Genomic DNA, 25,967 nt, shown 5'->3' on the forward strand with positions numbered 1-25,967 from the left:
AGCAACTCAGAGCGGAATCGGTTTCGCCTGGAACACCAATACCTGGCCGCTGTCGCTGGTCAGGCGCATGCGGTAGGGCTGCGGTTCGATCAGTTCGACCTTGAACGACTGTCCCATCAGTTCGCTGAAGCTGCGATCGGCGAGATTCTTGTCGTCGGTGCAGGACATGCGGGTGGCGATGGCCAGGGTCATGTCGAGGCGTTTGCCTGCGACCGTGTACGTGCCGCGCAGCCGATTGCAGCCGCCGGAAGCACTGACTTCGCCGTTGCTGAATGTCATCTCGAAAGCGATGCCCGGTGCGCGCAGCTCGGCGATGCCAGCGCCGCCCGCCGCATCGGCGGATTCAAGCGTCCAGCCGCCGGTGTTGCTCAGTTCGGTCGGGCTGAAGCGGGCGGTGCGCTCGCGTTCCGCGCCGGTGGCTGCGGCATCGCCGCGCGCGGTGCCGGCCATATCGCCGGTGGCGTCGGCGGACGCGCAGGCGGCGGTCGAGAGAAACAGGGTGGTGGCGATCAGGGCGGTGCGGGTGTTCATGGACGTTCTCCGGAACGGAATGACGATCTGCGGTGACTGTAGACGACGAAGGGAAGGCGCATCACGGATCGATGGTCTGCGACTCGATCACCATGTCCAGCACGTACCCGGTCGCGGGCGCGTCCATCGGCGGATTGGCGATCGCAAAGCGTTTGACGCGCAGCACGTTGCGGACGCCTTCCTCGTGGGTGTAGCCCTCGATGGTGTCATGGAACAGCTGCCATTCGCCGGGTGTACCCGAACGCAGACCTTCTGCGTCGTAATGGAGTTCCCGCACTTCGAGGCATTGCCTGGGCGTGGGCATCATCGGGTGCTGGCAGGGTTCGAGGCGTGCCGCCACTTCCATGAAAACGATCGTGCCCGGATTGCCGAAACGGATTTCCGGCGCGGCCATGCCGACGAAGCGCAGCCTGTCGCCATTCGCGACGTTCAACATCAGTTGCGGTGGATCGCTTTCGAGCAATCGGAATGCGATGCCGCCTTCCAGGCGTTTCGCGATTTCGGCGTCCAGCGCCATCACCGCAGGGTCGGCGCAGGCCATCTTCGTCGAGGCCAGCGCGCCGATGCGCAACGTATCGCCGTCGATGCGGAGGTCGCCGCTCATGCCGTTGCAGGCATTGGTGATGCGGAGACGTCCTTCGGCGACATCGAATTGCAGCGGTTGCGCCGGGCGCACCAGCAATGCGTCGATACGACGCCCCTGTGCGTCGGTGGCGTCCTGCAACCGCCAGCGATAGCCGTCCAGCGCGGTTCCCGTCGCGTCGTTGCTGCGCTCCGACTGCGATGGTGCGGCGGCGACGGATGCATCCGTGTGCGTGGTGGGTCGTGTGCAGGCGACGAGGATCAGTGGCAAGATCAACGACAAGATCAGCGGCAAGATCGGCATCGACAGGGAACGGGTCATGGCGGGCTCCGCGAGAGTGCGTCCTTGAACGTGCGGCGAGGCAGGACGGGGTTCATGTCACTGAATATCGCGCGCGGCTTCGCGCTTCCGAACGATACACCCGACTGCCTCAGCGCGCGTGTGGGCGCAGCAGCAGGGCGATACCGCCGGCGATCAGCCCCCAGAACGCGGACCCGATGCCGCCGAAGCTGAATCCCGAGGCGGTCACGAGGAAGGTGATCAATGCGGCCTCGCGATCGCGGTCTTCGCGCAGCGCGACCGCGAGACTGTTGCCGATGGTGCCGAACAGCGCCAGCCCGGCGATCGCCATGACCAGTTCCTTCGGAAACGCCGCGAACAGTGCGGCGACGGTCGCGCCGAACACGCCCGTGAAGAGATAGAAAATGCCGGCGAAGACCGATGCCACATAGCGCTTCGACGGTTCGGGATGCGCCTCGCGACCGCTGCAGATCGCGGCGGTGATCGCCGCCAGGCACAGCGCGTACGCACCGAACGGCGCAAGCAGCAGATTGGTGGCGCCGATCCAGCCGATGCTCGACGAAATCGGCGGGTCGTAGCCGGAGGCGCGCATCACCGCGACGCCCGGAATGTTCTGCGAGGCCATCGTCACCACGAACAGCGGCAGCGCGATGCCGAACACCGCCGCCAGCGACAGCGAGGGCAGCGTGAAGATCGGCCGCGCGACGCGCAGTTCGACGTCGTCCAGATGCAGCAGGCCGGATGCGCCGGCCACGCCCATTCCCAGCAACAGCGTCGCCAGCACGGCGTAACGCGGAAACCAGCGCCGCCCGCACAGGTAGATCGCCAGCATCGCCAGGGTCATGGCCATCTGCGTGCGCATCGACACGAACACGTCCATGCCGAAGCGCAGCAGCACGCCGCCGAGCAGGCCGGACGCCAACGTCAGCGGCACCCGGCGCATGCCGCGCTCGAACACGCCGCTGAAACCGACGATGGCGGTCAGCGCCGCGACCAGCACGAACGCACCGATGGCATCGGACAGCGGTACGTCGGCGTTGCTGGCGATCAGCATCGCCGCGCCCGGCGTCGACCATGCGGTGACGACCGGTATCCGCCAACGCAGCGAGAGGCCGATGCAGGTGACGCCCATGCCGATGCCCAGCGCCCACAACCAGGATGCGGTTTCCGCTTCCGACGCGCCGAGCGCCTGCGCGGCCTGGAACACGATCACCGCCGAGCTGGTGAACCCGACCAGCACGGTGACGAATCCCGCTGCGACCGATGACGGTGCGATGTCGTGCAGCCATGAATCCCGCGGTGGGGGTGTCGCTGTGCTCATTGGCCCGTGGGGACCAGCCAGAGCAGCGCCGCGCCGACCACGAAGCGATACACCGAAAACGCGGTGAACCGATGGCTCTGGATGTAGCGCAGCAGCCATTTCACCGCGACGAAGGCGGTGATGGCCGAAGCGACGAACGCGACCGCGAGCGCGGTCCAGTCTTCGTGCGCGGCGCCGCCGTCCTTGAACACGCTGAGCAACTCGTAGGCGGTGGCGGCGAACATCGTCGGAATACCGACGAGGAACGCGAACTCGGTCGCGGCGACACGGCTGGTGGTGCCGGCGAGCAACGCCACGAAGATGGTCGCACCCGAACGCGATGTGCCCGGAAACACCCCGGCCACGACCTGGGCGATGCCGACCAGAATCGCCACTGTCCAGCTGATCTCGCTGCGTTCGCCGAGGGTGGCCGCGCGTTTGGCGGCGAAATGTTCGGCCAGCAGCATCCAGACGCCGCCGAGGATCAATGCCCACGCGATCGGCCGCACCTCGTCGGGCAATTCCCAGCCAAGCTTCTTGACCAGCAGCCCGCCGACCGCAGTGACGCCGAACGCCACCGCAAGCTTGATCGCGTAGTCGAAATTCTCGCGTTCGCGAAAGCCGATGAGCAGGCCCCACAGCCGCTGCCAGTAGATCGCGACCACCGCGAGGATCGCGCCGGCCTGGATCGCGATGTTGAACAGGTCGCTGCGATGACCCAGCCAGCGTTCCGCGATCAGCAGATGACCGGTGCTGGAGACCGGCAGGAATTCGGTGATGCCTTCGATGATGCCGAGCAGCAGGGCGGCGAGCAGATCGTTCATGCGGGGGTGGGTGCGATCAAAACGCTAGTGTAACGGTGAAGCAAAGCGCGCGATGCCGAGCGGGGGAAGCGAGTGCCGGAACGACGACACCCCCGATTGCGCGGGGGTGTCGAAACGGGTGTCCGCATGTCGTGTGCGGCTGTCGCAGGGTTACAGTCCGGCGGTGTTGCTCGCCCAAAGCAACTGGCCCTGATGGCTGATGATGATCATGTTGCCGTTGTCCTGTAGCAGCAAGAAAGCACCTGGATGACCGCCCGTGACGCTGCTCCAGCGCAACTGTGGATACGGCAGCCGCTGTGGGAACACGTACAGCATCAGATTGCCGTCGGTTGCCATCGAAAGCCTGTGCGGCATTCCATTGAACCCACTGACGCCCCGCGACCAGATCACACTGCCCGCGGAGTTGTAGAGGCTCAGCCAGCCCGTATACCCCATCGACAGGCGGTAGCGGCCGTTGCATGACAACAGCGAGGTGCCGGCCGCCACGGAATTGCCGGGATTCAGACGTCCGCAGCTGGGTGCGGTGCGCAGCGTCAGTCCGTAGGCGTTGAGGATTGGCTGCAGCGGCTGATGGAACGATATCGGCGCGGCGATCGAACAATTCTCGCCGTTCGCGTTCAATGCGCCGCCGGAGGCCACACCCTGCGCTTCTCCGGTTGGAGTGATGAAGGAACCACCGGAATCGCCCTGCCCAAGACAGGCGCTGGACTGGGTGAGGCCGTAGACGAGACTGCCGCCGTAATTCACGGTGACGTTGCGGGCGCCGATGATGCCGCAGCGATAGCCGGTGCGTGCGCCGGAGCGGCAGGTCACCGCACCCACGGGCGCTTCCAGGCCGCCCATGACACCGATCACGCCGCCCGCATAGTTCGCCACCCACGGCTGGCTGATCCAGCTCGTATTGGTGGCGCGGACCCACGCGAAATCATTGCCCGGGAACGACGAACCGGCGAAGCTGCCGATGGCAACGCCGTTGGATCCGGTGACTGCGGTATTCAGCGTGCCGCAGTGTCCCGCAGTGACGAAGCCGCCCTGCGTGACCGGGAGTCCGATCGAGCACCAGCCGCCGTTGGGCAGCGTATAGCGGTCGCCGCCGATCAGGTCGTACGCCAGCTGAGGCCGCAGCGTCGAGGTTTCGACGCGCACCGTCTGCGGATCGGCGCCGCTGGCGGCGACGAAGTCGATCGCTGCAGCGGTCGCGCTCGCGGCGGCGGTCACCACCACCGTATTGCTCTGCAGATCAACCCGCCAACTGTGGATGTCCTTGCGTCCCGCCACCGAGGCGCGTCCGCGATTCAGGCGCGACATCGACGTTTCCAGCTGCGCCAGACTGTGCCGCACGCGTCTGACTTCCGCGCCGAGCGTTGGTGCCTTCGCGGCGAAGGCACTATTGGTGGTGCCGACGACGAGCTTGAATTCGCCGGTGCTGTCGCGTTCCATCCATGAACCGGCATAGGCATTGCCGAACAGCTGCCTGGCTTCTTCCTGCTTGCGCGCGGCATGACGTTCGGTATCGATGTAACGAGGGATCTGCGCGGAGTCCATGCCCAGATCGCGCTTCATCGCCTTGCGCATTTCGGGCGTTATCGTGTCCGTTCGATCGCCTTGCGCTGCGAACGCAGTCGATGAAAGCGTGGTCGATGAGAGCGCGGCCAGCAGCACGCTTGCGGCCACGATCGAGGTCTTCGTGGGGGTACGGGTATTGGGTTCGATACGACGCTTTCGCATGTGGAATCCTATGTTCGAGTCGTTGACTGGACGGAATATCCAACCAGGCATTCGCGGCGGAGGGGCGAATGCCGGTGCGGAGGGTCGTGGCGATGCGTGGGTGTCTTTTGGGATTGGTATCGCAGTTCGAGCGAAATCATCAAAAAGGATGAGGTGGCTCGTGGCCCGCAAAACGAATTTTTTCTGTTCTTGCGGTGCGTTCTGTGCGAATAGGATGCAGTACGCGTCTGCTTGTCGCGTCGCATCATGCTTTTGCGGTGCAGGAGGCGTTGTATGCGTCAACGCCGCGCGCCTGCGATGCATCGCAGGGCACGTCGTGGCCGCTACCGGCGCATGACAGGATGTCGAGATCGGATGCGTCGCGACATCCTGCGATCAGTACGGCTGGCCCAGTCTCAGGAACACCGCTTCCTGGCCGTTTTCGGCAAGCCCCAGGCCGAAGTAGATCGGACCCAGTGGCGTATCCAGCGCGGTGTAGACGCTGCCGCCGAAGATCGTGCGCTCGAAGCTCGGCGTTTGCCCGCGTCGCCAGAGTTGCCCGGCTTCCAGCGAACCGCCGACGAACAGCGGGTACTGCAGCAGCTGCGCCAGCGGGTAATTGAACTGCAGCGTGCCCAGCGCCGCGCCGGTGCCGCGCAGCGTGTCGATGCCGTAGCCGGACAACCGGAATGGGCCACCGAGCTGCGCCACGTCTTCGTAGGCGTTGCCGCGATGGTCCTGCGCCTGCGCGCCGAACTGCCAGCGTCCGCCCAGCGCGGTGAATGCGTACGAAGCTTTCGCGCTGCTGGTGAAGCCATCGGTATCGGCATCCATCAGCGGCAGGTAGCGCGTGTGCCGCGCCTGCACATACCAGCCCCTGCCGGGGAATTCGGCGTCGTCCTGGGTGTCGAGGGTGAATTCCGCATCGACGCCGGTACTGGTGCTGGTGCGCGGGATGCCGCTGGACAGCGGTTGCGAGCGCAGGTCGAAGTGGTTGCGACGCAGGAACGGGGTGATCGCGATTTCGCCCCAGTCGCGAAGATTCAGGCCCAGCGCAGCGCGCGCTTCCCAGCGGCTGTCGCGATAGTCGCCGGTGTCGTTGTCGTCGTCGATCAGGGTTTCGTTTTCGCCGTTCCATTCCAGCGACGGCCGCACGAACGTGTTGCGGTGCATGTCCAGCGGCTGGTTCCACTGGGCGAACGCGCGGTTGCGGTCGCCCAGTCGCGCTTCGAGCAGCAGGTCGCCGCCGAAACGGTTGAGCTCGCGTTTGCCGTAGCGCGCGCCGATCTGGTATTCGCCGTGGCCTTCGAAATCGTCCTGCAGGAAGATGCCGAACTTCAAGGTGCCGTCCTCTTCCCAGCGCCGGCTGCGCGCGACATAGGTGAGCACGGTCTTGTCGGCCGCATCGGTGTCGACGGTGTAATAGGCGCGCGAGAATTCGCCCAGGCCGTAGAGCCGGCTCAGGTCTTCTTCGATTTTCTTCGGATCGATCGTATCGCCCGGCTGCGTGCCGAGATACGTGCGCAGCGCCTCGTCGTCCATGGTCGAGGTGTTGACCAGTTCGACCCGGTCGACCGGACCGATCGGTTCCAGTCGCGCCAGTCGCGCTTCGCGCCACGTGGCATAGGCCTCGGGCGACACCCGCATCGCCTGCAATCGCGGCAGCGCAGCGACGGTCGCCTGTTCGCCCAGCGCGACGCCCTGGTCCAGGCCGGCGGTGAAATCGGCCGAGCTCAGATCGCCCAGCTCGGGGATGATCAGCACATCGGCAGCGCCCAACCGTTCGCGCTGGTGTTTCGTTTCCTTCAACATCAGCGCGGTCACCATCTGGTCGGTGATGCTGAAAGGGTCGGTCAACTGTTCGCGCTTCTTCAGCGTCGCGCCGATGTCCACCGCGATGATCCGCTTCGCGCCCCAGCCCTGCGCGATCTGCACCGGCAGGTTCATCGACATGCCGCCGTCGACCAGCGAGCGCTCGTCGTAACTCACCGGCGCCAGCGCGCCCGGCACGGCCATGCTTGCGCGCACCGCGTTGACCAGGTCGCCGTGATCCATCGCCACCGCGTCGCCGGTTTCCAGATCGGTGCCGATCGCGCGGAAGGGAATCGGCAGGTCGTCGAAGCGCGGGATGTTCGCGCTCGGCAACAGGGCCGCGCGCAGCGCCACCGCGAGGCGTTGGCCTTCGAACACCGACGGCGGCACCGTCAGCTTGCCGTCGCGCAGGCCGAAGCCGCCTTTCGCCAGGAAACTGCGGTCCTCGTCCTTGCGCCGGTGGGTGAAGGTGCGGCGGTCGATGCGGTCGACGAACATCGCGTTCCAGTCCAGCGCGCGCAGACCGCTTTCGATCTCGGCCGCAGTCATGCCGCTGGCGTAGAGACTGCCGACCACCGCGCCCATGCTGGTGCCGACGATGCAGTCCACCGGGATGCGCTCGCGCTCCAGCACCCGGATCACGCCGATGTGCGCCATGCCGCGCGCGCCGCCGCCGCTGAGCACCAGGCAGGTGCCGAAACCCGACGTCCGGGCCAGCCCTGGGCCGGACGCTTGCGGGAGATTCTTCAGGCCCGAGGGGTTCAGATCGTCGGTTTGCGCCTGCGCTGCGCCGGTAGCAACAAGCAGCAGTGCGAGGGCGACGACAAAGACATGGATCCGCATACCGAGAGTCCTGGAGAGTTTGAGCCAAAAGAGGGATTTCGACGGCAGCTGCACCAATTTGGCGCAAAAAACCAACGGTCGATCAACCCAGTTCCTTTCTGATCAATAGTTTATCGCGACTTTGCCGCTGGCACGCACCTTGCAATAGCAAAGGCATCCTTCTCACCCATCGGAGCCTCCGGATGTCCCTCGAGCACGTCGAAAAACTCATCAAGGACCACAAGATCGAATTCGTGGACCTGCGCTTCACCGACATGCGCGGCGTGCAGCACCACGTCACCTTCCCGAAATCCATCGTCGAAGCGAGCCTGTTCGAAGACGGCAAGATGTTCGACGGTTCGTCGATCAGCGGCTGGAAGGGCATCAACGAATCCGACATGGTCCTGTTGCCCGACGCGTCGACCGCGGTCATCGACCCGTTCACCGCCGATCCGACCCTCATCCTGACCTGCGACATCCTCGACCCGGCGACCATGCAGGCCTACACCCGCGACCCGCGCGGCGTGGCCAAGCGCGCCGAAGCCTACCTCAAGGCCAGCGGCATCGCCGACCAGGCGTTCTTCGGCCCGGAGCCGGAATTCTTCATTTTCGACAGCGTCCGTTTCGCCAATGAAATGGGCCACACCTTCTTCCACATCGATTCGGAAGAAGCGCACTGGAACTCCGGCCGCGAGTACGAAGGCGGCAACACCGGCTACCGGCCGATGGTGAAGGGCGGTTACTTCCCGGTCGCGCCGCTGGATTCGCTGCACGACATCCGCGCCGAAATGTGCAAGGAACTGGAAGCCGCCGGCATCGAAGTGGAAGTGCATCACCACGAAGTCGCCAATGCCGGACAGTGCGAGATCGGCACCAAGTTCAGCACCCTGGTGCAGAAGGCCGACGAACTGTTGACGATGAAGTACATCATCAAGAACGTGGCGCATCGCAACGGCAAGACCGCGACCTTCATGCCGAAGCCCATCGTCGGCGACAACGGCAGCGGCATGCACGTGCACCAGTCGCTGGCCAAGGGCGGCGTGAACCTGTTCTCCGGCGACGGCTACGGCGGCCTGTCGCAGATGGCGCTGTGGTACATCGGCGGCATCTTCAAGCACGCGCGCGCGATCAACGCGTTCGCCAACTCCACCACCAACAGCTACAAGCGCCTGGTCCCCGGCTTCGAAGCGCCGGTGATGCTGGCTTATTCGGCGCGCAACCGTTCGGCCTCGTGCCGTATCCCGTACGTGTCCAACCCGAAGGCGCGTCGCATCGAAATCCGTTTCCCGGACCCGATGAACTCCGGTTACCTCACCTTCGCCGCGCTGATGATGGCCGGTCTGGACGGTATCAAGAACCAGATCGATCCGGGTTCGCCCAGCGACAAGGATCTGTACGACCTGCCGCCGGAAGAAGAGAAGAACATCCCCACCGTCTGCCATTCGTTGGACCAGGCGCTGGAGGCGCTGGACAAGGATCGCGAGTTCCTCAAGGCCGGCGGCGTGTTCAACGACGACTTCATCGACGGTTACATCGCGCTGAAGATGCAGGAAGTCACCAAGTTCCGCGCGGCGACGCATCCGCTGGAATACCAGATGTATTACACGATCTGATGTTTGCTCCCTCCCTTCCGCTGAAAGCGAAGGGGAGGGTTGGGGAGGGGTTGCGGTTGCAGATGTCGGGACAACAGCACTCCCTCCCGACCTCCCCCTGCGCTGTGCGCAAGGGGAGGAGAACACCCGGTTGAGTTGGGGGAGGCGATGGAGATCCGCATCGACGATCTGCGCAGCGAAGCGGTCATCGCGTTGCTGCGCGAACACAAGGCGGATCTCGCGCAGCACTCGCCGCCGGAGAGTTGCCACGCGCTGGACCTGGACGGTCTGCGCGCACCGGAGGTCACGTTCTGGAGCGTGTGGCAGGCCGGCGAACTGGTGGGCTGCGGCGCGTTGAAGCAACTCGACGCGGCGCACGGCGAAATCAAATCGATGCGCACGGTTTCGCGGCATGTGCGCAAAGGGGTGGCGGCCAGGTTGATGCGCCACATCCTGCAGGAAGCCAGGGGCCGGCAGTATCGGCGCCTGAGTCTGGAAACCGGTTCGATGGAAGTATTCGAACCGGCGAGGGCGCTGTACGAGCGTTTCGGCTTCGAGCCATGCGATCCGTTCGCGGATTACGTCGAAGACCCGTACAGCATGTTCATGACGATCGCGCTTTGAAGCGCGGCCGGCGTGCGAGCGATATCGGCGGCTTGGGTTTTTTGCAAGACGAGGCACGGGAAACGCATACGCAGCTTCCTTCCCCACGTCGGAATGCGTAGAGCGGTTCTCTTCATCGATGGCCGGTACTCCGGTGCCGGCCATCATCCACAGCGAATATTCGCCAACGGGGAGAGCGCATGAAACTGATCACCGCCATCATCCGGCCGTTCAAGCTCGACGAGGTGCGCGAAGCCTTGTCCGAGATGGGCGTGTCCGGAATCACCGTCACCGAAGTCAAGGGCTTCGGTCGACAGAAGGGACATACCGAGTTGTATCGCGGCGCGGAGTACGTCGTCGATTTCCTGCCCAAGATCAAGGTCGAGGTTGCGGTTGCGAGCGACAGGCTCGATGCCGCGATCGAAGCGATCCAGCAATCCGCGGGCACCGGCAAAATCGGCGACGGCAAGATTTTCGTCACCGCGCTGGAACAGGTCATCCGCATCCGCACCGGCGAAGTCGGCGCGGACGCGCTCTAACCCTTACTCGGAGACTGTCCCATGAACACTGGATTCTTTTCCGGGTTGCGAACCCGTACGTGGTTGCTTGCGCTGCTGTGCGGCGCGGCGATCTTCGGCGCAACGTTGACGGCGGCGGCGCAAACCGCACCGACGACCGAAACCGCCGCAACAACCGAAACCGCCGAAGCCACCGCTGAAGAGGCCAAGCCCGACGATGCCGCCGCGCCGGCCGCCGCTGCGGAACCCGCCGCGACCGAACCCGCCGCCGCGCCCGCGCAGGTCGCCGACAAGGGCGACACCGCATGGATCCTGGTGTGCTCGGCGCTGGTGATCTTCATGACCTTGCCGGGACTCGCGCTGTTCTACGGCGGTCTGGTGCGCAGCAAGAACGTGCTGTCGATCCTGATGCAATGCCTGGTGGTGTTCTCGCTGGTCGCGGTGCTGTGGGTGGTCTACGGCTACAGCCTCGCGTTCACCGAAAACAACGCCTTCGTCGGCGGCGGCGCGCGCTTGTTCGGCGCCGGGCTCAACGGTGCGATGGGCGCGACCTTCACCAAGGGCGTGTACCTCCCCGAACTCGCGTTCTTCGTGTTCCAGGGTGCGTTCGCCTGCATCACCTGCGCGCTGATCGTCGGTGCGTTCGCCGAACGCGTGAAGTTCGCAGGCCTGCTGCTGTTCACGGTGATCTGGTTCACCTTCGCCTATGCGCCGATGGCGCACATGGTGTGGTTCTTCCCGGGCCCGGATGCGTTCACCGGCACCGATGCGGTCGAAGGCGTGCTCGCGAAGTCCGGCATGCTGTGGGCCAAGGGTGCCCTGGATTTCGCCGGCGGCACGGTGGTGCACATCAACGCCGCCATCGCCGGCCTGGTCGGCGCGTACGTGATCGGTCCGCGTCTGGGCTATCGCCGCGAAGCGATCCGTCCGCACAACCTCACCCAGACCATGGTCGGTGCATCGATCCTGTGGTTCGGCTGGTTCGGCTTCAACGCCGGTTCGGCGCTGGAAGCCAACGGCGTCGCTGCGCTGGCGTTCGTCAACACCTTCCTCGCCACCGCCGCTGCAGTGCTGGTGTGGAGCGCGGTGGAATGGATCGCGCGCGGCAAACCGTCGATGCTCGGCGGCGCTTCGGGCGCGGTCGCGGGTCTGGTCGCGATCACCCCGGCCTGCGGCTACGTCGGCCTGATGGGCGCGCTCGCCATCGGCGCCATCGCCGGCATCGTTTGCTTCTGGGGCGTGACCGGGCTGAAGAAGCTGCTGCGCGCCGACGATTCGCTCGATGTGTTCGGCGTGCACGGCGTCGGCGGCATCACCGGTGCGCTGCTCACCGGCGTGTTCGCGGCGCCGTCGCTCGGCGGCGCGGGCATCTGGGACTACGTGACCGAAACCGCACTGGCCGACTACAGCATCGCCTCGCAGGTCTGGATCCAGCTGCAGGGCGTGCTGGTGACGGTCGCGCTGTCGGGCGTGGTCTCGCTGGTCGCGTTCACGCTGGTGAAATACACCATCGGCCTGCGCGTGACCGAAGAAGCCGAGCGCGAAGGCCTGGATATCGCCTCGCACGGCGAAGCGGCTTACGAGCACTGAGCATCGTCGCTGCCCCGATTCGCAGCAGGTGTTTTCGCGACAACCGACGGCGCCGGAGTTTCCGGCGCCGTCTTGCGTTCCGGCGGCTGTTCAGAGACTGCAGTTGGTCATCAAGCCGCCCCCGGGGCGGTTGTTGCAGGTGACGTAGTACTGCGTGTTGGCCGGACCGAAACCCATCCGCTGCTCGATCAGTTGGCCGTTGAGGTAAAGATAGGTCGCACCCCACGGATCGGCCTCGCGCCAGTAGTCGATGATCGCCTGTGCGTTCTGGAACGGGCCTTCCGCCGGGCAGTTCAGCTTGATGAGTGCGTCCTGCGGGCAGACGAAGTACTGGCCCATGGCGGCCGGACCGAAGCCGTAACGCTGGAATACCAGCGTGCCGTCGACGTAAGCGTAGCCGGCACCCGCAGGATCGAACTGCTGCCAGGCCTGGACCAGGCCGTGCACGTTCTGGAACGGACCCTGTGGAATCTGCTGGGCTTCGGCACGGCCGCCGAACAGCAGCGCGCCGAGCAGGAGCAGGGTGGGGAATACGATGTTTCGGATCATGGAAAAACTCCTGGATGCGAGGGAACGGTGCCCATGGGCACCGGGGGATCCGTGCGTGGATCCAGTTGCTCAAGCGAAATGGGCCGTGCGGGAGGATCACGCCGGAGGCATCCGCAGTGCCGCCGCTGGCCTATGATCGAACCCGGCCGATGTGCCGGCCGACGTACCGGTCAATACGGCAGAGGACTCCGGGCAGATGGAACGACACCGCCACGCTTCGCGCGCCTGCGCACGCCAACGATTTCTCCGGCGCCGGGCATGAGCGCCAGCGTGCACGACGGTCTGCCCGATCTCCCGTTCGCGGCCGATGTCGATGCCATCGGCGATGAGCCGATGCGCTACCTGGACCGATGGCGCCGTTCGCTGGGCGATCTGTACGCATTGCCGGTCGACGGCCCGCTGCTGTCGCGATCGTCCGACTGCCGGGGCGTGGTCGCTGTTTTCGGCGAAGCCCATCAGCGCGCGGTGCTCGCCGATATCGAGCGTTTCGTGCTGCCGGTGTCCGCAGCCGTGCGCCTGGGCCTGCCGCCGACGCTGCAGAATCTCAATGCAAGCCTGCACGGCATGCGCGGCAGCGAGCACGAGCGCCAGAAGCAATCGCTGGCGCGCGTGCTCTCTTCCGCCGATGCGGCGGCCGTGCGCGACGCCGCGGACTCCGCGGTCGCCGAGACCTGCGCGCGCATGCGGACGCAGCGCAAGGGGGGCTTGCTGGCGGAAATGCGCGACCTGGTCCTGCGGGCGTCGTCGCGCCTCATGTTCGGAGACTGCGCCACCTGCATGCTGTCGCCAGCGCTGCTGATGACCTATTTCCAACTGCGGCGCGAAGCCACCGCGCCCTGGCATTCGATGGATGATGCCAGTCGCGATCTGCTGATCCGGATGGGTGGCGACGTCGACGCGGGGTTGCGCGACTACCGCCGCGCCGCGCGGGAGGAGGCTTCGCATCCCGAACGTTTCGGGGCGCTGGCGGCGCTGGCGACGGCGCCCGAAGATGTCATCGACGAAGACCGCTTCGTTGCGCATGCCAATGTCCTCTTCATGTCCTGCAACGAACCGGTGTCGGTGGCGCTGGCGTGGACGCTGCTCGCGCTCAGCCAATTGCCGGGCCTGCGTGCGCGTCTGCGCGAGGCCGATGTCCGCAACGGCGCGACTTCGGCGTTACTCGATGCAGTGCTGAGCGAATCGCTGCGGGTGCTCACTCCCAACGCATTGATGGTGCGCATGACCCGCGAACCGGTGCAATTGGGCCCGCATCGTCTGCCTGCGGATTGCGAAGTGCTGCTGTGCCCGTTCCTGTCGCACCGCGAGCCGGCGCTGTTTCCGCAGCCGCAGCGGTTCCAGCCGTCGCGGTGGTCGCAGCTGCGTCCTTCGCCGTACGCCTATTTTCCGTTCGGCGCGGGCGGACACGGCTGCGTCGGTCGCGGGCTTGCGATGCGTCTGCTGCAACAGACGATGACGGCATTGATCCGGCACGGCGACTGGGTGCTCGATGGCGATACCTCGGTGGATTGGCGCGTGCACATCATGCTGATGCCTGCGGATGATCCGCGCATGCGCTTTCGCGATGCGTCCGACGCGCTTTCCGGTGAGGTTCGCGAAGACGGTCGTCTCTCCGGCGGCGTCAGCGCGATCGTCGAGCTGTCGGATGTCGGGTGTTGACAACGTCGAGAAAGCTGTGACATGTTCGTGTGATCGCAGTTTTCATGCTGGATTTTCGGAAGGATATTCGAACAACGGATTTTCGAAGAACGGGTGTTCAAGGCTTGGGCGTTTCCAGAAAAACCGCGCTTCGGAATGTTTCGTCGGACGTCGCAAGGCGTCCATCACTCGCAGGACGGAGGAGCAGGGAAATGGCAACAACGAAGAAACCAGCCGCCAAAAAGGCAGCCAAGAAAGCAACCAAGAAAGCCGTGAAGGCGGGTGCCGCCAGCATCACGCTGGCAGGCGCGATTCCCAAGCTGCATCTGTCGATGCCGCTGGACAAGAAGAAGATCGCCGCGATCCAGCGCTGCATCGAGAAGGGCACGCTCAATGTGACCCTCAGCAAGGTCGATCTGGCCGGCGGCAAGCTCGGCAGCGGCTGGCTGTACGACTGATGCCTCGTCGGTTCCGGCCGTAAAGGCCGGAACCGATCCGCTCCGCATGACGCGATGCGTTCGCGCATCGCGGGCAGGCGGTGTTCGCGACATGTCTTCGCGAGATCTCTTTGCAACAGCCTTCATCAGTCGAATCGTCGTTATCGATCAGGGGCGCGCAGCGTGAAATTCTTCGAGGCGGATTCCGGAAGAACGCAGTTGGGCCTGGCCTATGGCCCGAGCGCGCTCGCCTATCTCGACAGTCACCCGGAACATCTCGACTACATCGAAGTCCCGTTCGAGCAGCTGCGGCACACGCCCGAGGTCGCGGCGCTGCAGGAACGCGTTCCGATGATCCTGCATTGCGCCAGCGTATCGGTCGCAGGCACCGTCGCGCCGACGCGGATCACGCTGGAAGCCATCGCCGACATCGCCGAGCGCATGCGCACGCCGTGGATCGGCGAACATCTGGCCTTCGTGTCCGCCGAATCCCTCGAAGATGACCGTAGCGATGAGGACCACCGCGACGAGCACCCCCGTGAGCCTGCCGACCCGACCCTGCTCACCTACACCGTCTGCCCGCAGCTGAGCGAAGCATCGGTCGAACGCGTCGTCGCCAACCTCGCCGCCGCGCGCGCGCACCTGGGGGCGACGCCGCTGCTGCTGGAGAACTCGCCGCAGTATTTCCGGATTCCCGGCAGCACCATGCCGATGTCCGAATTCATCTCCGCTGTCATCGATCGCTGCGATGCCGGCCTGCTGCTCGACCTCAGCCATTTCCTGATCACCTGCATCAACACCGGCGCCGATCCGCTGCGCGAATTGCGCAGGATTCCGCTGCATCGCGTGGTCGAGATCCATGTCTCCGGGCTCAGCGTGCAGTCGGGCATCGCCTGGGACGATCACGCCGCACCGGCGCCGCCGCTGGTGTTCGAGATGCTGCAGCGCGTGCTGCGCGAAGTCAGGCCGCAGGCGCTGACCGTCGAATACAACTGGTCGGCGGCGTTCCCGCAGCCGATCCTGCATCAGCACATGCAGCGCGTGCGTGAGCTGCTGGACGCGGCATGAGCGACCTGGCCCGGGTGCATGCGGTGCTGGCCTCCGGCGTGGAGCATCCGCGCCTGCTCGAACAATGGCGGCAGCAGCCAGAGACGCTGCGCGAATTGGGTATCGAACCGGAGACGCTGGATCTCGCGGCGCTGGGAAAATTCGCCGGCCTGAGCGTCAAGGTGCGCCACAATCCGCTGCGGCCGATGATGCCGCTGACGTTCCGGCTGATGAGCATCGCCGCGATCGAGATCGACATCTTCGCTGCCTACGCCGCGTTCCGCTCGCGACAGGGCCTGCGTTACGCGGGTGCGATGCCGGCGCGCGCCCGCGATCTGATCGAATTCCTCGGCGGCTGGCTGGATCTCGGCGATCACACGCATGCGCTGCTCTGGGATGCGATCCGCTACGAGGATGCGGTTGCACGTTTGGGCGTGTGGTACGAGTCCGATGCGTGCGATGCCGACCATGCCGATATCGCTACAGCGCCCCGCGTGCGCGGCGACCTCCTGCTGCAGGAACTGCAATCCGATCCGCGCGCGCTCGCCGATGCGCTGTTCGCCAGTGTTCCCGACCTGGGCAAAGTGCCGTTGCAGCCGCAGTATCGCTGCTTCTGGCGCGCACCCGATGGCGACGATGCGGCGGTGATCGTGCTCGACGCATTCGGTTACTACCTGCTGTCGCTGCTCGATGGGCGCCGCTCCATCGCGGTGTTGGCGCGACGGCTCGGCGGCGGGCAGGGCATGACCGGCGCGGTGCGCGAAGCACTGCAGACGTTCGCGACGCTCGGCATCGTGGAACTGCCGGGCCCGATGGAGGCGCGCTGAGTGCGACTCACCCTGGTCGACAATCTGGTGATGCCGGAAGAAGGCGATCTGGCCATGCTGGATGTGCATCCGCATCTCGGCCTGCTCGCGCTGGCGGCGGCGGCGGAAACCGACGGCCATGTGGTACAGATCTACGACCCGAAGCGCCTGCTGCGCAGCGGCGAGTTGCGTTACGACGAGACGCTGTACGCGCGCGCGGCGAAAACAATCCTGGCCCAGCGGCCGGAAGCGGTGGGCTTCACCACGCTGGGCTGCAGTTTCCTGTTCGCGATCAACGTCGCCGCGCTGCTGCGCCGCGAAGAGCCCGACCTGCCGATCCTGCTCGGCGGCCCGCACGCGACGATGCTCGACCGACCGATTCTCGAGCGCTTCCCGCAGTTCGATCTGATCGTGCGCCACGAGGCCGACGAGATCTTCACCGGCGTGCTGCGCGCGCTGCCGGATCGTCATTTCATTTCGGTGCCGGGCCTGAGCTGGCGCGATGGCAAGGGCCGGTTCCAGATGACGCCGGGCAAGCCCAAGGTCGAAGATCTCGATCGCCTGCCGCTGCTGCGCTACGACCATTACCCGATCGCCGATCTCGGCCTTGATCTGCTGCGCATCGAGGCCGGACGCGGCTGTCCGTTCATGTGCACGTTCTGCTCCACCGCAGGTTTTTTCCAGCGCAGTTTCCGGCTCAAATCGGCCGAACGGCTGGTGCTGGAACTGGAGCGGCTGCGCGAGCTTTACGGCTATTCGGAGTTCAAGCTCGACCACGACATGTTCACGGTCAACAAGCGCAAGGTGCTGGAGTTCTGCGAAGCGGTGCAGGGCCGCGGTTTCCGCTGGCGGGTGTCGGCGCGCGTGGATTGCGTCAATCCGATGATGGTCGAGAAAATGGCCGAGGCCGGCTGCGTCGGTCTGTATTTCGGTATCGAGACCGGCTCCAAGCGGATGCAGCAGATCACCATGAAGCGGCTCGATGTCGATCTGGTCGAGCCGATGCTCGCGGTGTGCGAAGCGGTCGGGATCGAAACCACCGCGTCCTTCATCACCGGGTATCCGCAGGAAAACCGTCAGGACCAGGACGACACGCTGGACATGATCGGCCGCTGCTTCAGTTCCAATTGCCTCACCCAGCTGCATATCCTGCAGCCCGAGCCCGGCACGCCGATGTACACCGAACACGGCGCCGAGGTCCGCTACGACGGCTATTCCAGTCCCTACAACAGCTATCTGCTCGGCGACCGCGATCGCGATCTGGTGGTGGGCACGCCGGAGATCTTCCAGACCTATTTCCATTACCCGGCGGAACTGCCGCGCGACGCGCACGTGTTCGCGGTGCAGACCGTCGAGCTGCTGCGTCGGGTCGGGCCGATCGTCATCGGTTACGCGCTGCGTCGCTTCGAGGGCAAGCTCAGCGCGTTCGTCGCTGCATTTTCGGCATTCATCGCGCGCGGCGAGAATGGCGATAGTGGCGAACGCATGCAGGCGCCGGATGCGACGCTGCTCGTCGCGTTCGTCGCCGATTGTTTCGGGCCGCGACATCACCTTGCTTCGCTGTTCCGCTTCGGGTTGGAATTGCACGATGCGCGCCCGTTGAACGGCACCGATCCGGTCGCGCGCGAGGCCTTCGAAGCGCCGCGCGCCTACGTGCTCAGCGACCGCGTGCGGATCCTGCCGGATCTGCACGACTGCGACCGCTGGCTGGCGCGGATCCGCGACAGTGCGTCGGTCGACGGCCTGCTCGATGACGGCCTGCTCGACGATCGCCTGCTCGACGACAGCGACGACGATCGCGTGATCTATCTTCTGCAGTTGGACGAGCGGGAACCGAAGGCCTACCGGATCGACGAAGGCGTCGAGGCGATCCTCGGCGTGTTCGCGCAGCCGCAGCGCTGCGACCATGTCGCCGAGATGATCCGCGCCAACACCGGCGGCGCGGCGGTCGAAATGACTTTTTTCCGCGATCTGGTGAGCGCCGGCATCCTGGTGCCGCCGCGCGATGCGCATGCGGGCACGATGGATGCCCGGGAGCGACGGCATTGAGCGTCGAAGCGGCGGCGCGAAAGCGCGCGAACGTGGGCGACGCTGCACAGGCAGATGCCGGCATCACCGCCACGCCGCGCTGGTCGGCGCTCGATCTCGCCGAAGGCCTGCAACTGGGCCACGCGCTGTCGACGCTGCACGATCTCGGCGTGCTTGCCGCACTCGCGCGTCCGCGCGGCGTCGACGAACTGGCGGTCGAGTTCGGCCTCGATGAGGCGATGCTCGGCGCGACGCTCGAATTCGCCGCCGCGCGCACCGATCTGATCGACAGGCGCGGACAACGCTTCCGCACCACGGCGGCCTATGCGCCCGCCGCGCGCTTCGTGCTCGATCTGTATGCCGGCGCGTTCGCCGGCAATGCGGTCGCCCTGCCGTCGATCCTGCGTCGCCCCGCGCGTGCGGGCGCGGCGGTCGATCGCGCGCGTCACGCGCAGGCGTTCCTGCAGGCGCCCGCCGGCCCGGAAGCGGTGCCGGCCGGATTGCTGCATCAGCTCGGCGTGCGCGCCGCGCTCGACCTGGGCTGCGGCCCGGGCGCGCTGCTGCGCACCATGGCGCTGCAGGACGACGGCTTTCGCGGCTGGGGCATCGACGCGAACCCGGCGATGTGCCGCAACGCCCGCGCCCGCCTGCGCGAGGCCGGCGTGTCGCGGCGCGTGCGCATCGTGCAGGGCGACGGCCGCGATCCCGCGCGCACGCTGTCGGATGCGGCGCGCGCGAAGATCCAGGCGGTCGTGGCCGGCGATCTGGCCAACGAACTGTGCGCGGTCGGCGCCGATGCGGCGGTCGCGTGGCTGCGTCGCCTGCAGCGCGATTTTCCGCAGCGGTTATTGCTGGTCAGCGATTACTACGGCCGGCTCGGTCATCGCGGCCACGCGGCGGGCCGCGAAACCCTGTTGCACGATTACGTGCAGGCGATTTCCGGGCAGGGCATTCCGCCGCCGGATCGCAAGGCGTGGCAGGCGATCTATCGCGCCGCCGACGTGCGCCTGGTGCATTGCATCGAGGACACGTCGACCACACGGTTCCTGCATCTGCTGCGTCTGTAGTCCTGGCCACATGCCTTGCGTCGGCGACAGCGACGCCGGGAAACCGCGCATCGAGGACGCTGCGCGCGGAACGCCCGGGCAGCGTGGCCGCCCGGGCGTCGTCGGGGATCGATCCTGCGATCAGCGCAGACGCGCGATGTTGCCCAGCGGCTGGTTCACGGTGGGGTTGCCGTTGCCGTCCCACTCGAAATAGCGGCCATAGGCGGTCACGGTTTCCACTTGCGCCCCGCTGGGGAGATGCCGCAGTTCGCGGCTGCCGAAGGTGCAGACCGAACCCGCCGGCCGATACGCGCAGGGGCCGTTGGCGAAACGCGGCACGCTGAGCAGCGTATCGGTGCCGACCAGGTTGCCGACCGCGTCGAAGATCCAATAACGGCCGTAGGCGGTGATCGATTCGTACAGCCCGCCCCATTCCGGCGCATCCAGCAGATTGCGGGTGTCGAAGCGGCAGGGCGTGCCGCCGGCGTAGAGGCAGGGTCCGTTGGCGAAGCGGGTCACGCTGGAGAGCAGCGAGCCGTTGCCGGCAAGACCGTTGCCGTTCTGATCGAAGTTCCAGTAACGGCCGTAGGCGGTGACCGATTCCATGTAGCCGAAACCGGGATAGTCGAGCACCGTCGCCGAATCGATGACACAGATCTCGCCGGCCGGGGCATACAGGCAGGGGCCGTTCGCGTAGCGCGGCAGCGTCGTCAGCTTCCTGGTCGTGCCGATCTGGGTGCCGGCGGCGTTGAACTGCCACAGATAACCGAACGCATAGACCGATTCCACCAGCGTACCGGCGCTGTTGACGTACTGGCCGATGCTGTCGATCCGGCACAGTTTCGACGTAGATGCGCCTGGTGCGCTGCACGGGCCGGTGGTGGTCGACAACGCGGTGTTGACGGCGCCGTAGGCATTGAGCAGGCCCGGGCCGCAGTTGCTGCCGCAGCCGGGCATCGCGCTGGCGGTGCCGCGGATCAGTGAAGTCACCTGCTCCGGGAACAGTCGCGGATTGACCGACAGCATCAGCCCGACCGTACCGGCGACATGCGGCGCCGCCATCGAGGTGCCGCCGAGATGACGGTAGCAGTGCGCGTTGCCGCTGCCCGGCGAAGTGGTCCATGCCGAGACCGCGCCCTCCAGATCGGCGGGATTGAAGCCGCTGGATCCGTCCGCGGGACAGCCGATGCCGGCGCCGTAGAACGAGCGTCCGCCCGGTGCGGTGACGCCGATGTTCGGGCCGCGGCTGCTGTACGGTGCGAGCGCGTTGGTGCGATCGCTGGCGGCGACCGAAATCACGCCCGGGCACGATGCCGGCGTAACGTTGTCGACGTTCACCGCGTTGTTGCCCGCAGCGGCAACCAGATTCACGCCGTGGTCGCGGGCGCGGTCGATCGCGCTGCGCAAGGCCGGAAACGAGGCCTGGGTGCAGGCGGCGGCCGATTCGAAACTCATGTTGACGACGCGCGCGCCGTTGTCGGTCGCCCAGTCGATGCTGGCGACGATCGAGGTCATGCTGATGCCGGTCGTGGTGTCGCCCACTTTCACGTTCATCAGCGTGCAGCCGAAGCACACGCCGCTGCCGCCGATGCCGTTGTAGGCCGCAGCGCCGGCGATGCCCGCGACATGCGTGCCGTGACGCCAGCTGCCGTTGTCGGTGGCGGGCTGACCGGGCGCGGGGCCGTTGTATTCCAGCGGCGACCAGCGGCCGTTCAAGTCCGGATGTCCGCTGCGCCCGGAATCCAGGATCGCGATGCGGGTCGCGCTGCTGCCGATGGTGAGATTCCACGCGCTGGGCAGCGAGATCAACGGGTAGTGCCACTGCTGCGGGTACAGCGGATCGCTCGGGGTGAGCGCGAAGTCGAAAATGTAGTTGAGCTGCGCATATTCGACGTCGTCGCGCTGACGCAGTTTCGCCAGCAGCGCGAGCGTTTCCGATTTCGCGACCCGCATGTCGTTGCGCAGCAGGAGCGTGCTCTCGAGCGTCGCGACGTCGAACCGCGCGGTCCGCGAAGTCAGCTTCACGCCGGCGAGTTGCGACGCGGCTGTAGATTTGCCGGTGTCGTCCTTGAATTTCACGATCACTTCGAACGGCACGAAGCGGAGGTTGCCGGCGGTGTCCGGCGGTGGCGCCGCCAGTGCCTGGCCGGCCAGCGCCAGGCCACCCACGGCCAGGAGAACGGGGGAAATTCTCATGTGATGTTTCTCCATCGAGACAGCATGAAAGGGAGTCGACCGGCGCAGGGTCGGATGCGCCGGAAACGGGCCCGCCCATTGGCGGACCCGCACCTGTCAGCGGAATGCGGAGGAAAACAGGATCACGCGCGAATGACGCTTGCTTGAGCGTCGCATCCCGATGCCGCTGTCGCGCAGACCGTAGGGACGAACTGCGGAACGGGTGCCGTCGCCGTTACGCTGACGAGTGGTGTTCGCAATCGCCTGTCAGAGCGTTTTCGCCGACAGGGAAGGGTCGTCGATCACCAGGCGGAACTCGCTGCCGTACTGCGAGTCGTCGGGCACGTTGTAGTCGAGCAGCCCCATCGAAAGCCGGTCGGCCCATTGCCTCGGCAACGAGATCGAATAGAGCACCTTGTCGGTCGAGCCGTCGTCCCCCATGCTCGAGCCCAGCACTTCGAAGACGGAGTCGATGTTGTATTGGATGACCGGGGGACCGACGACCGGGCCAGCCTCGAACCGGCGGGTGGATTCCGTTGCGATCTCCGCTGCGATCGGGTTCTGCGCGAATTGGGTCCAGCGCAGCGCGATGGCGGTCCGGCCTTCTTCGCCCACCAGCGGGATCTGGGCGACAACGCGGTCCGACAACGGCGGCTTGGTATAGGGCGGACCGATGTCCGCACGCGATTCGATCACTTCGAGCGTCGCCGGGCCTTTCCCGCGCTGGATCTTGCGTACGCGGTACACGGCCGATAGCGGATTGGCCTGTTCAATGTCGTGCGCGAATTCCAGCTGGGTCAGATCGATCCAGTCGCCGGTACGGGCGAGCAATGCGTTGTCGACAGTGAAATGAAGCGCGTACTGCAGATGCAGATGATCGGTCGCGACGAAGGGCAGTTCCGGCAACGAGATGATCCCGAAGCCGCCGAGGCTCGCATACGCGGGGCTCAGCTGGATCGTGCCGTCGGAAGTGTTGGCATCCGGGACCGGCAATCGATCCTTGCATTTGCTCCTGGGGTCGTTCGGGTTCTTCAGCTGGTCGATGATGTCCTCGTTGCCCCACATGACATATTCGGCCTGAAGCCACAGTTCGGTGGCGGCCACTGGCGAGCCGAGCGGCAACAGCTGCAGCTCGGAATTCGGGCACGGTGGAAAAGCCAGGGCCATCGGCGCCCAGGCGAAGACCAGTGCCAAGGGAAGGAAGCGTTTGATCATGTGATTCTCCAAGCGTTCGGATGCAGGCAGGGTGTGGAAGATCGCAGGTCCTGCGCGCTCTTCGAATGTCTCCGGCCCGGGCGTGTCCCGGGCCGGTTCGCGACGCGGCGAACACGTGCGTGCCTGCCGGTCGATGCGGTGATCCTTGGCCGCATGAGTGGGTCGCTGTCGGCGGGTCCGCAGGGTTGAGCGTATTCCGGCGCCGGACAGGATCACCGTTCGTCGGCGCGCGGTCCAAGACGCGTCTCGAGGCTGCGCATGGCGTCGGCAAGCGTGGCCGGCAGTGGTTTGCCGATCTGCCGCCACAGGGCCTCGACAGCGGCGATTTCCCTCCGGACATCTTCCGGCTTGCGCAGCGCAGCGGCGGCTTTCGCCAGCTCCAGCCGCAACCCGCTCAGGGCTTCGGCATCCACCGCATCGTCAGGCTCGCCCGGAGGCGCCGACAGCCGATCCACGCATTCGCGATGGCGCCCCAGTCTGTTGAGCGTTTCCGCCCAGGTCAGCTCGAACTTGCGTACGTCGGCATGCGCGCGCGAAGACGCCTTGCGCCCGATCTGCACCGCTCGCGCCAGATGCGGTTCCGCCAGCTCCGCAGGGTGGCGATATTCCAGATAGAAGCCCGCCATGTTGTATTCGGCGTAGGCGCGGGCGGTGGACACCGGCGGCAGCTTCGCGGTCTGTATGGCGTAGGCCTTGCGCATCAGCGCGTCCTGTTCCCGTGGGTCGGTGATCACGCCGACCGACCAGACGTACGCTTTGGCCGCCTCCAGCGAATCGCTGCCGTAAAGCTGCTCGGCCGTGCGCCTCCAGTCGCCGATGGTCCGGATCAGCGCGTCGCGGTCGCTGCCGCGCGCATCGAGTTCCCGTACGAACAGCCGCAGCGCGCGGATCTGCAATGCGGGATCGCGATCGCGCAGCGCGTCGCGATCGATGCGCTCGCAGATCCGTCGCGCATCCGCATTGCGGCCGGCGCTGAGCAGCGCGTAGCCCAGGTCGACGTGCAGTTGCAGCTTCGATTGCTCGTCCAGCGACCCCGAATAACGTCGCCATGCGTCTTCCAGCGTGCGTGCCGCCAGGCCGAATTCCGACCGGCGCACGTGCAGGCGTTCCTGTTGCCGCGCCGCCTGCACATGCGCTTCGGGCGTATCCGCGATCCGCTGCAGCGCCGACAGCGCGGCGTCGAGCGGCGGCCCATCGTCGGCCAGGACGATCCGATTGGACAATCGCAGCAGATGCGCCCGGAAGCGTACTTTCGGATCGGTGGCGGAGAGGGTTTCGATCGCCGCCGCATGCTTGCGATAGAGCGCATCGCTCTCCTGCACCAGCCCCATGCCGGCATTGCTTTCCGCCAGCAGCAGCGCGAGTTCGGCCTGGACGTCCGGCTGGTCATCCAGCGTATCGAGCCTGCGCTTGCCGCGTTCGATCAGTTCGCGCGCCAGCAGCCCGCCTTCCGAAGCTTTGCCGGGATCGGCCTCTTCGAAGGTCGAGCGCATGAATCCGGCGACGGCGCGCGCGCGATCGCGGTCGATATCGGAACGCGCCCGCGCCGCCTGCGCCGCGTCGCGCTCGGTACGCAGCGCCGCCGCCTGCCACAGCGTGACCGCGAGCGCGATCAGGACGCTGCATGCGGTGAGCGCAGCGAAGGAAACGCCGACCCGGTTGCGGCGCACGAACTTGCGCAGCCGGTACAGCCTGTGGTTTCCGGAAACCGAAATCGGGTAGCCCGACAGCCAGGCGCGCAGATCGCGCGCGAGGTCGCCGACTTCCACGTATCGCTCCGAGGCGTCCTTGCGCAGGCAGTGGGCGACGATCGCGTCCAGTTCGCCCTGCAGCTCGCGTGCCGGGATCGGCAATGACCCGGTGTCCGCTGCCGTGGCGCGCGATTCGCGTTCGCGCGCCACCGTTTCGCTCATGCGCGGCGGTACGGTATCGAGGATCGCGCGCTGCAGTTCGATCGGGTCGCGGTGCGGTTGCGCAAACGGCAGCGCGCCGCACAGCAGCTGGTGCAGCAGCGCACCCAGCGCATAGACATCGACCGCGACCGTGGCGCGCTCCCCGCGCAGCTGTTCCGGCGCCGCCGTCATCGGCGAGAAAAAACGATCCTGCAGGGCGGTCTGTCCGTCGTCCGCCGTTTCCACCAGCGATTTCGCGATGCCGAAATCCAGCAGCTTCACCGCGCCTTGCGCATTGCCGTGCTCGCAGACCAGCACATTGCTGTCTTTCAGATCGCGGTGGATCACCAGGTTGCGGTGCGCGTACTGCACCGCGTCGCACAGTTGCAGGAACAGCGCGATCCGCTCGCGCAGTCCGCTGCCGGTGCGCTCGCACCACGCGCACAGGCTCTCGCCCTGCACGTATTCCATCGCCAGCCAGGGCGTGCCTTCCGCCAGTTCGCCGCCGTCGAGAATGCTGCAGATATTGGGATGCCGCAGCTGCGCCAGGATCCGGCGCTCCTGCGCGAAGCGCTCGCGGCTCCTGTCGTCGATCGCGAAGCGCGGCATGATCTTGATCGCGACCTGCTGCTCGAAATCGCTGCGACGTTCGGCCAGATACACCACGCCCATGCCGCCGCGACCGATCTGCCGCACCAGCCGGAACGCGCCGATGTCGCTGATGTCGCCGACCGGGTCGGGCATCTCCGTGGCCAGCACGCTGCGCGCGGTGTGCGTGCCATAGGCCTCGTCGATCGCCAGCAGACGCCGCAGGCGCGATGCCAGCGTCGGATGCGTCCGGTCCAGTTCGCGCAGGCGCCGGGTCCGCGCTTCGGGGTCGAGTTCGCACAGACTCTCGAACAGACGCCCCTCGTCGATGCCGTCGCGCTCCTGGATGTCGTCAACCATCCCG

The 25,967-nt window shown here is 66.0% G+C and carries 20 protein-coding genes; 10 read left to right on the forward strand and 10 right to left on the reverse strand.

What is annotated here, in order from left to right:
* Positions 1-6 precede the first annotated feature (6 nt).
* From HOP03_08780 to HOP03_08805, 6 genes are all read right to left on the reverse strand, one after another.
* A complete protein-coding gene (locus tag HOP03_08780; GenBank protein NOT88266.1) occupies positions 7-531 on the reverse strand; it encodes an META domain-containing protein in 525 nt (174 codons plus the stop codon).
* Positions 532-592: 61 nt separating this feature from the next.
* Positions 593-1,435, reverse strand: a complete 843-nt coding sequence (locus tag HOP03_08785) for an META and DUF4377 domain-containing protein (protein ID NOT88267.1) — start codon at positions 1,433-1,435, stop codon at positions 593-595.
* A 109-nt stretch (positions 1,436-1,544) separates the two neighbouring features.
* Positions 1,545-2,735 (reverse strand): benzoate/H(+) symporter BenE family transporter, encoded by a 1,191-nt coding sequence (locus HOP03_08790; protein NOT88268.1) that lies wholly within the window; start codon positions 2,733-2,735, stop codon positions 1,545-1,547.
* A complete protein-coding gene (locus HOP03_08795; GenBank protein ID NOT88269.1) occupies positions 2,732-3,538 on the reverse strand; it encodes an undecaprenyl-diphosphate phosphatase in 807 nt (268 codons plus the stop codon). The genes HOP03_08790 and HOP03_08795 overlap by 4 nt, the downstream gene beginning before the upstream one ends.
* A 150-nt stretch (positions 3,539-3,688) precedes the next feature.
* Positions 3,689-5,569, reverse strand: coding sequence for a hypothetical protein (locus tag HOP03_08800; protein ID NOT88270.1), 1,881 nt, complete (start codon positions 5,567-5,569; stop codon positions 3,689-3,691).
* Between the two features lie 72 nt (positions 5,570-5,641).
* Positions 5,642-7,900, reverse strand: coding sequence for a hypothetical protein (locus tag HOP03_08805; GenBank protein NOT88271.1), 2,259 nt, complete (start codon positions 7,898-7,900; stop codon positions 5,642-5,644).
* A 182-nt stretch (positions 7,901-8,082) separates the two neighbouring features.
* Here HOP03_08805 and glnA point away from each other — a divergent pair, with 182 nt between their 5' ends.
* The 4 genes from glnA (at position 8,083) to HOP03_08825 (ending at position 12,182) form a co-directional block, all read left to right on the forward strand.
* Complete coding sequence (gene glnA, locus HOP03_08810; protein ID NOT88272.1) at positions 8,083-9,492, forward strand: type I glutamate--ammonia ligase; 1,410 nt, start codon at positions 8,083-8,085, stop codon at positions 9,490-9,492.
* A 147-nt stretch (positions 9,493-9,639) separates the two neighbouring features.
* Positions 9,640-10,095, forward strand: a complete 456-nt coding sequence (locus HOP03_08815; protein NOT88273.1) for a GNAT family N-acetyltransferase — start codon at positions 9,640-9,642, stop codon at positions 10,093-10,095.
* Between the two features lie 179 nt (positions 10,096-10,274).
* Positions 10,275-10,613 (forward strand): P-II family nitrogen regulator, encoded by a 339-nt coding sequence (locus tag HOP03_08820; protein ID NOT88274.1) that lies wholly within the window; start codon positions 10,275-10,277, stop codon positions 10,611-10,613.
* Positions 10,614-10,634: 21 nt separating this feature from the next.
* Positions 10,635-12,182, forward strand: coding sequence for an ammonium transporter (locus HOP03_08825; protein NOT88275.1), 1,548 nt, complete (start codon positions 10,635-10,637; stop codon positions 12,180-12,182).
* Positions 12,183-12,272: 90 nt separating this feature from the next.
* On the opposite strand, the gene HOP03_08830 is transcribed toward HOP03_08825, so the two are convergent.
* Positions 12,273-12,731: a hypothetical protein gene (locus HOP03_08830; GenBank protein ID NOT88276.1), complete on the reverse strand. Its 459-nt coding sequence runs from the start codon at positions 12,729-12,731 to the stop codon at positions 12,273-12,275.
* Between the two features lie 258 nt (positions 12,732-12,989).
* Between HOP03_08830 and HOP03_08835 the strand changes: the two genes are divergently transcribed.
* The 6 genes from HOP03_08835 (at position 12,990) to HOP03_08860 (ending at position 19,754) form a co-directional block, all read left to right on the forward strand.
* Positions 12,990-14,390 (forward strand): cytochrome P450, encoded by a 1,401-nt coding sequence (locus tag HOP03_08835; GenBank protein ID NOT88277.1) that lies wholly within the window; start codon positions 12,990-12,992, stop codon positions 14,388-14,390.
* A 251-nt stretch (positions 14,391-14,641) separates the two neighbouring features.
* Positions 14,642-14,827: a hypothetical protein gene (locus HOP03_08840; protein ID NOT88278.1), complete on the forward strand. Its 186-nt coding sequence runs from the start codon at positions 14,642-14,644 to the stop codon at positions 14,825-14,827.
* A 162-nt stretch (positions 14,828-14,989) separates the two neighbouring features.
* A complete protein-coding gene (locus HOP03_08845) occupies positions 14,990-15,874 on the forward strand; it encodes a DUF692 family protein (protein ID NOT88279.1) in 885 nt (294 codons plus the stop codon).
* Positions 15,871-16,680 carry a hypothetical protein gene (locus HOP03_08850; protein ID NOT88280.1) on the forward strand — a complete coding sequence of 270 codons (810 nt, stop codon included), beginning with the start codon at positions 15,871-15,873 and terminating at the stop codon, positions 16,678-16,680. The genes HOP03_08845 and HOP03_08850 overlap by 4 nt, the downstream gene beginning before the upstream one ends.
* On the forward strand, positions 16,681-18,708 hold the full coding sequence (locus HOP03_08855; GenBank protein NOT88281.1) for a B12-binding domain-containing radical SAM protein: 2,028 nt from the start codon (positions 16,681-16,683) through the stop codon (positions 18,706-18,708). It abuts the gene before it with no gap.
* A gap of 62 nt (positions 18,709-18,770) precedes the next feature.
* On the forward strand, positions 18,771-19,754 hold the full coding sequence (locus tag HOP03_08860; GenBank protein ID NOT88282.1) for a methyltransferase domain-containing protein: 984 nt from the start codon (positions 18,771-18,773) through the stop codon (positions 19,752-19,754).
* A 120-nt stretch (positions 19,755-19,874) separates the two neighbouring features.
* Here HOP03_08860 and HOP03_08865 read toward each other — a convergent pair whose 3' ends face one another.
* The 3 genes from HOP03_08865 to HOP03_08875 all read right to left on the reverse strand — a co-directional run bounded on the left by HOP03_08865 (position 19,875) and on the right by HOP03_08875 (position 25,963).
* Positions 19,875-21,929 (reverse strand): S8 family serine peptidase, encoded by a 2,055-nt coding sequence (locus HOP03_08865; protein NOT88283.1) that lies wholly within the window; start codon positions 21,927-21,929, stop codon positions 19,875-19,877.
* A gap of 246 nt (positions 21,930-22,175) precedes the next feature.
* Complete coding sequence (locus tag HOP03_08870; GenBank protein NOT88284.1) at positions 22,176-23,123, reverse strand: hypothetical protein; 948 nt, start codon at positions 23,121-23,123, stop codon at positions 22,176-22,178.
* A 212-nt stretch (positions 23,124-23,335) separates the two neighbouring features.
* The gene (locus HOP03_08875; GenBank protein NOT88285.1) at positions 23,336-25,963 is read right to left on the reverse strand and encodes a serine/threonine protein kinase; all 2,628 of its coding nucleotides are present in this window, start codon (positions 25,961-25,963) and stop codon (positions 23,336-23,338) included.
* Positions 25,964-25,967 lie beyond the last annotated feature (4 nt).

Source organism: Lysobacter sp. (genome assembly GCA_013141175.1).
Classification (GTDB): domain Bacteria; phylum Pseudomonadota; class Gammaproteobacteria; order Xanthomonadales; family Xanthomonadaceae; genus Lysobacter_I.

Bases quoted from the DNA above. Each gene is read 5' to 3' on its own strand.
- HOP03_08780 (NOT88266.1), bottom strand. From the start codon at position 531: ATGAACACCCGCACCGCCCTGATCGCCACCACCCTGTTTCTCTCGACC.
- HOP03_08785 (NOT88267.1), bottom strand. From the start codon at position 1,435: ATGACCCGTTCCCTGTCGATGCCGATCTTGCCGCTGATCTTGTCGTTG.
- HOP03_08790 (NOT88268.1), bottom strand. From the start codon at position 2,735: ATGAGCACAGCGACACCCCCACCGCGGGATTCATGGCTGCACGACATC.
- HOP03_08795 (NOT88269.1), bottom strand. From the start codon at position 3,538: ATGAACGATCTGCTCGCCGCCCTGCTGCTCGGCATCATCGAAGGCATC.
- HOP03_08800 (NOT88270.1), bottom strand. From the start codon at position 5,569: ATGCATCGCAGGCGCGCGGCGTTGACGCATACAACGCCTCCTGCACCG.
- HOP03_08805 (NOT88271.1), bottom strand. From the start codon at position 7,900: ATGCGGATCCATGTCTTTGTCGTCGCCCTCGCACTGCTGCTTGTTGCT.
- glnA (NOT88272.1), top strand. From the start codon at position 8,083: ATGTCCCTCGAGCACGTCGAAAAACTCATCAAGGACCACAAGATCGAA.
- HOP03_08815 (NOT88273.1), top strand. From the start codon at position 9,640: ATGGAGATCCGCATCGACGATCTGCGCAGCGAAGCGGTCATCGCGTTG.
- HOP03_08820 (NOT88274.1), top strand. From the start codon at position 10,275: ATGAAACTGATCACCGCCATCATCCGGCCGTTCAAGCTCGACGAGGTG.
- HOP03_08825 (NOT88275.1), top strand. From the start codon at position 10,635: ATGAACACTGGATTCTTTTCCGGGTTGCGAACCCGTACGTGGTTGCTT.
- HOP03_08830 (NOT88276.1), bottom strand. From the start codon at position 12,731: ATGATCCGAAACATCGTATTCCCCACCCTGCTCCTGCTCGGCGCGCTG.
- HOP03_08835 (NOT88277.1), top strand. From the start codon at position 12,990: ATGAGCGCCAGCGTGCACGACGGTCTGCCCGATCTCCCGTTCGCGGCC.
- HOP03_08850 (NOT88280.1), top strand. From the start codon at position 15,871: ATGAGCGACCTGGCCCGGGTGCATGCGGTGCTGGCCTCCGGCGTGGAG.
- HOP03_08865 (NOT88283.1), bottom strand. From the start codon at position 21,929: ATGAGAATTTCCCCCGTTCTCCTGGCCGTGGGTGGCCTGGCGCTGGCC.
- HOP03_08870 (NOT88284.1), bottom strand. From the start codon at position 23,123: ATGATCAAACGCTTCCTTCCCTTGGCACTGGTCTTCGCCTGGGCGCCG.
- HOP03_08875 (NOT88285.1), bottom strand. From the start codon at position 25,963: ATGGTTGACGACATCCAGGAGCGCGACGGCATCGACGAGGGGCGTCTG.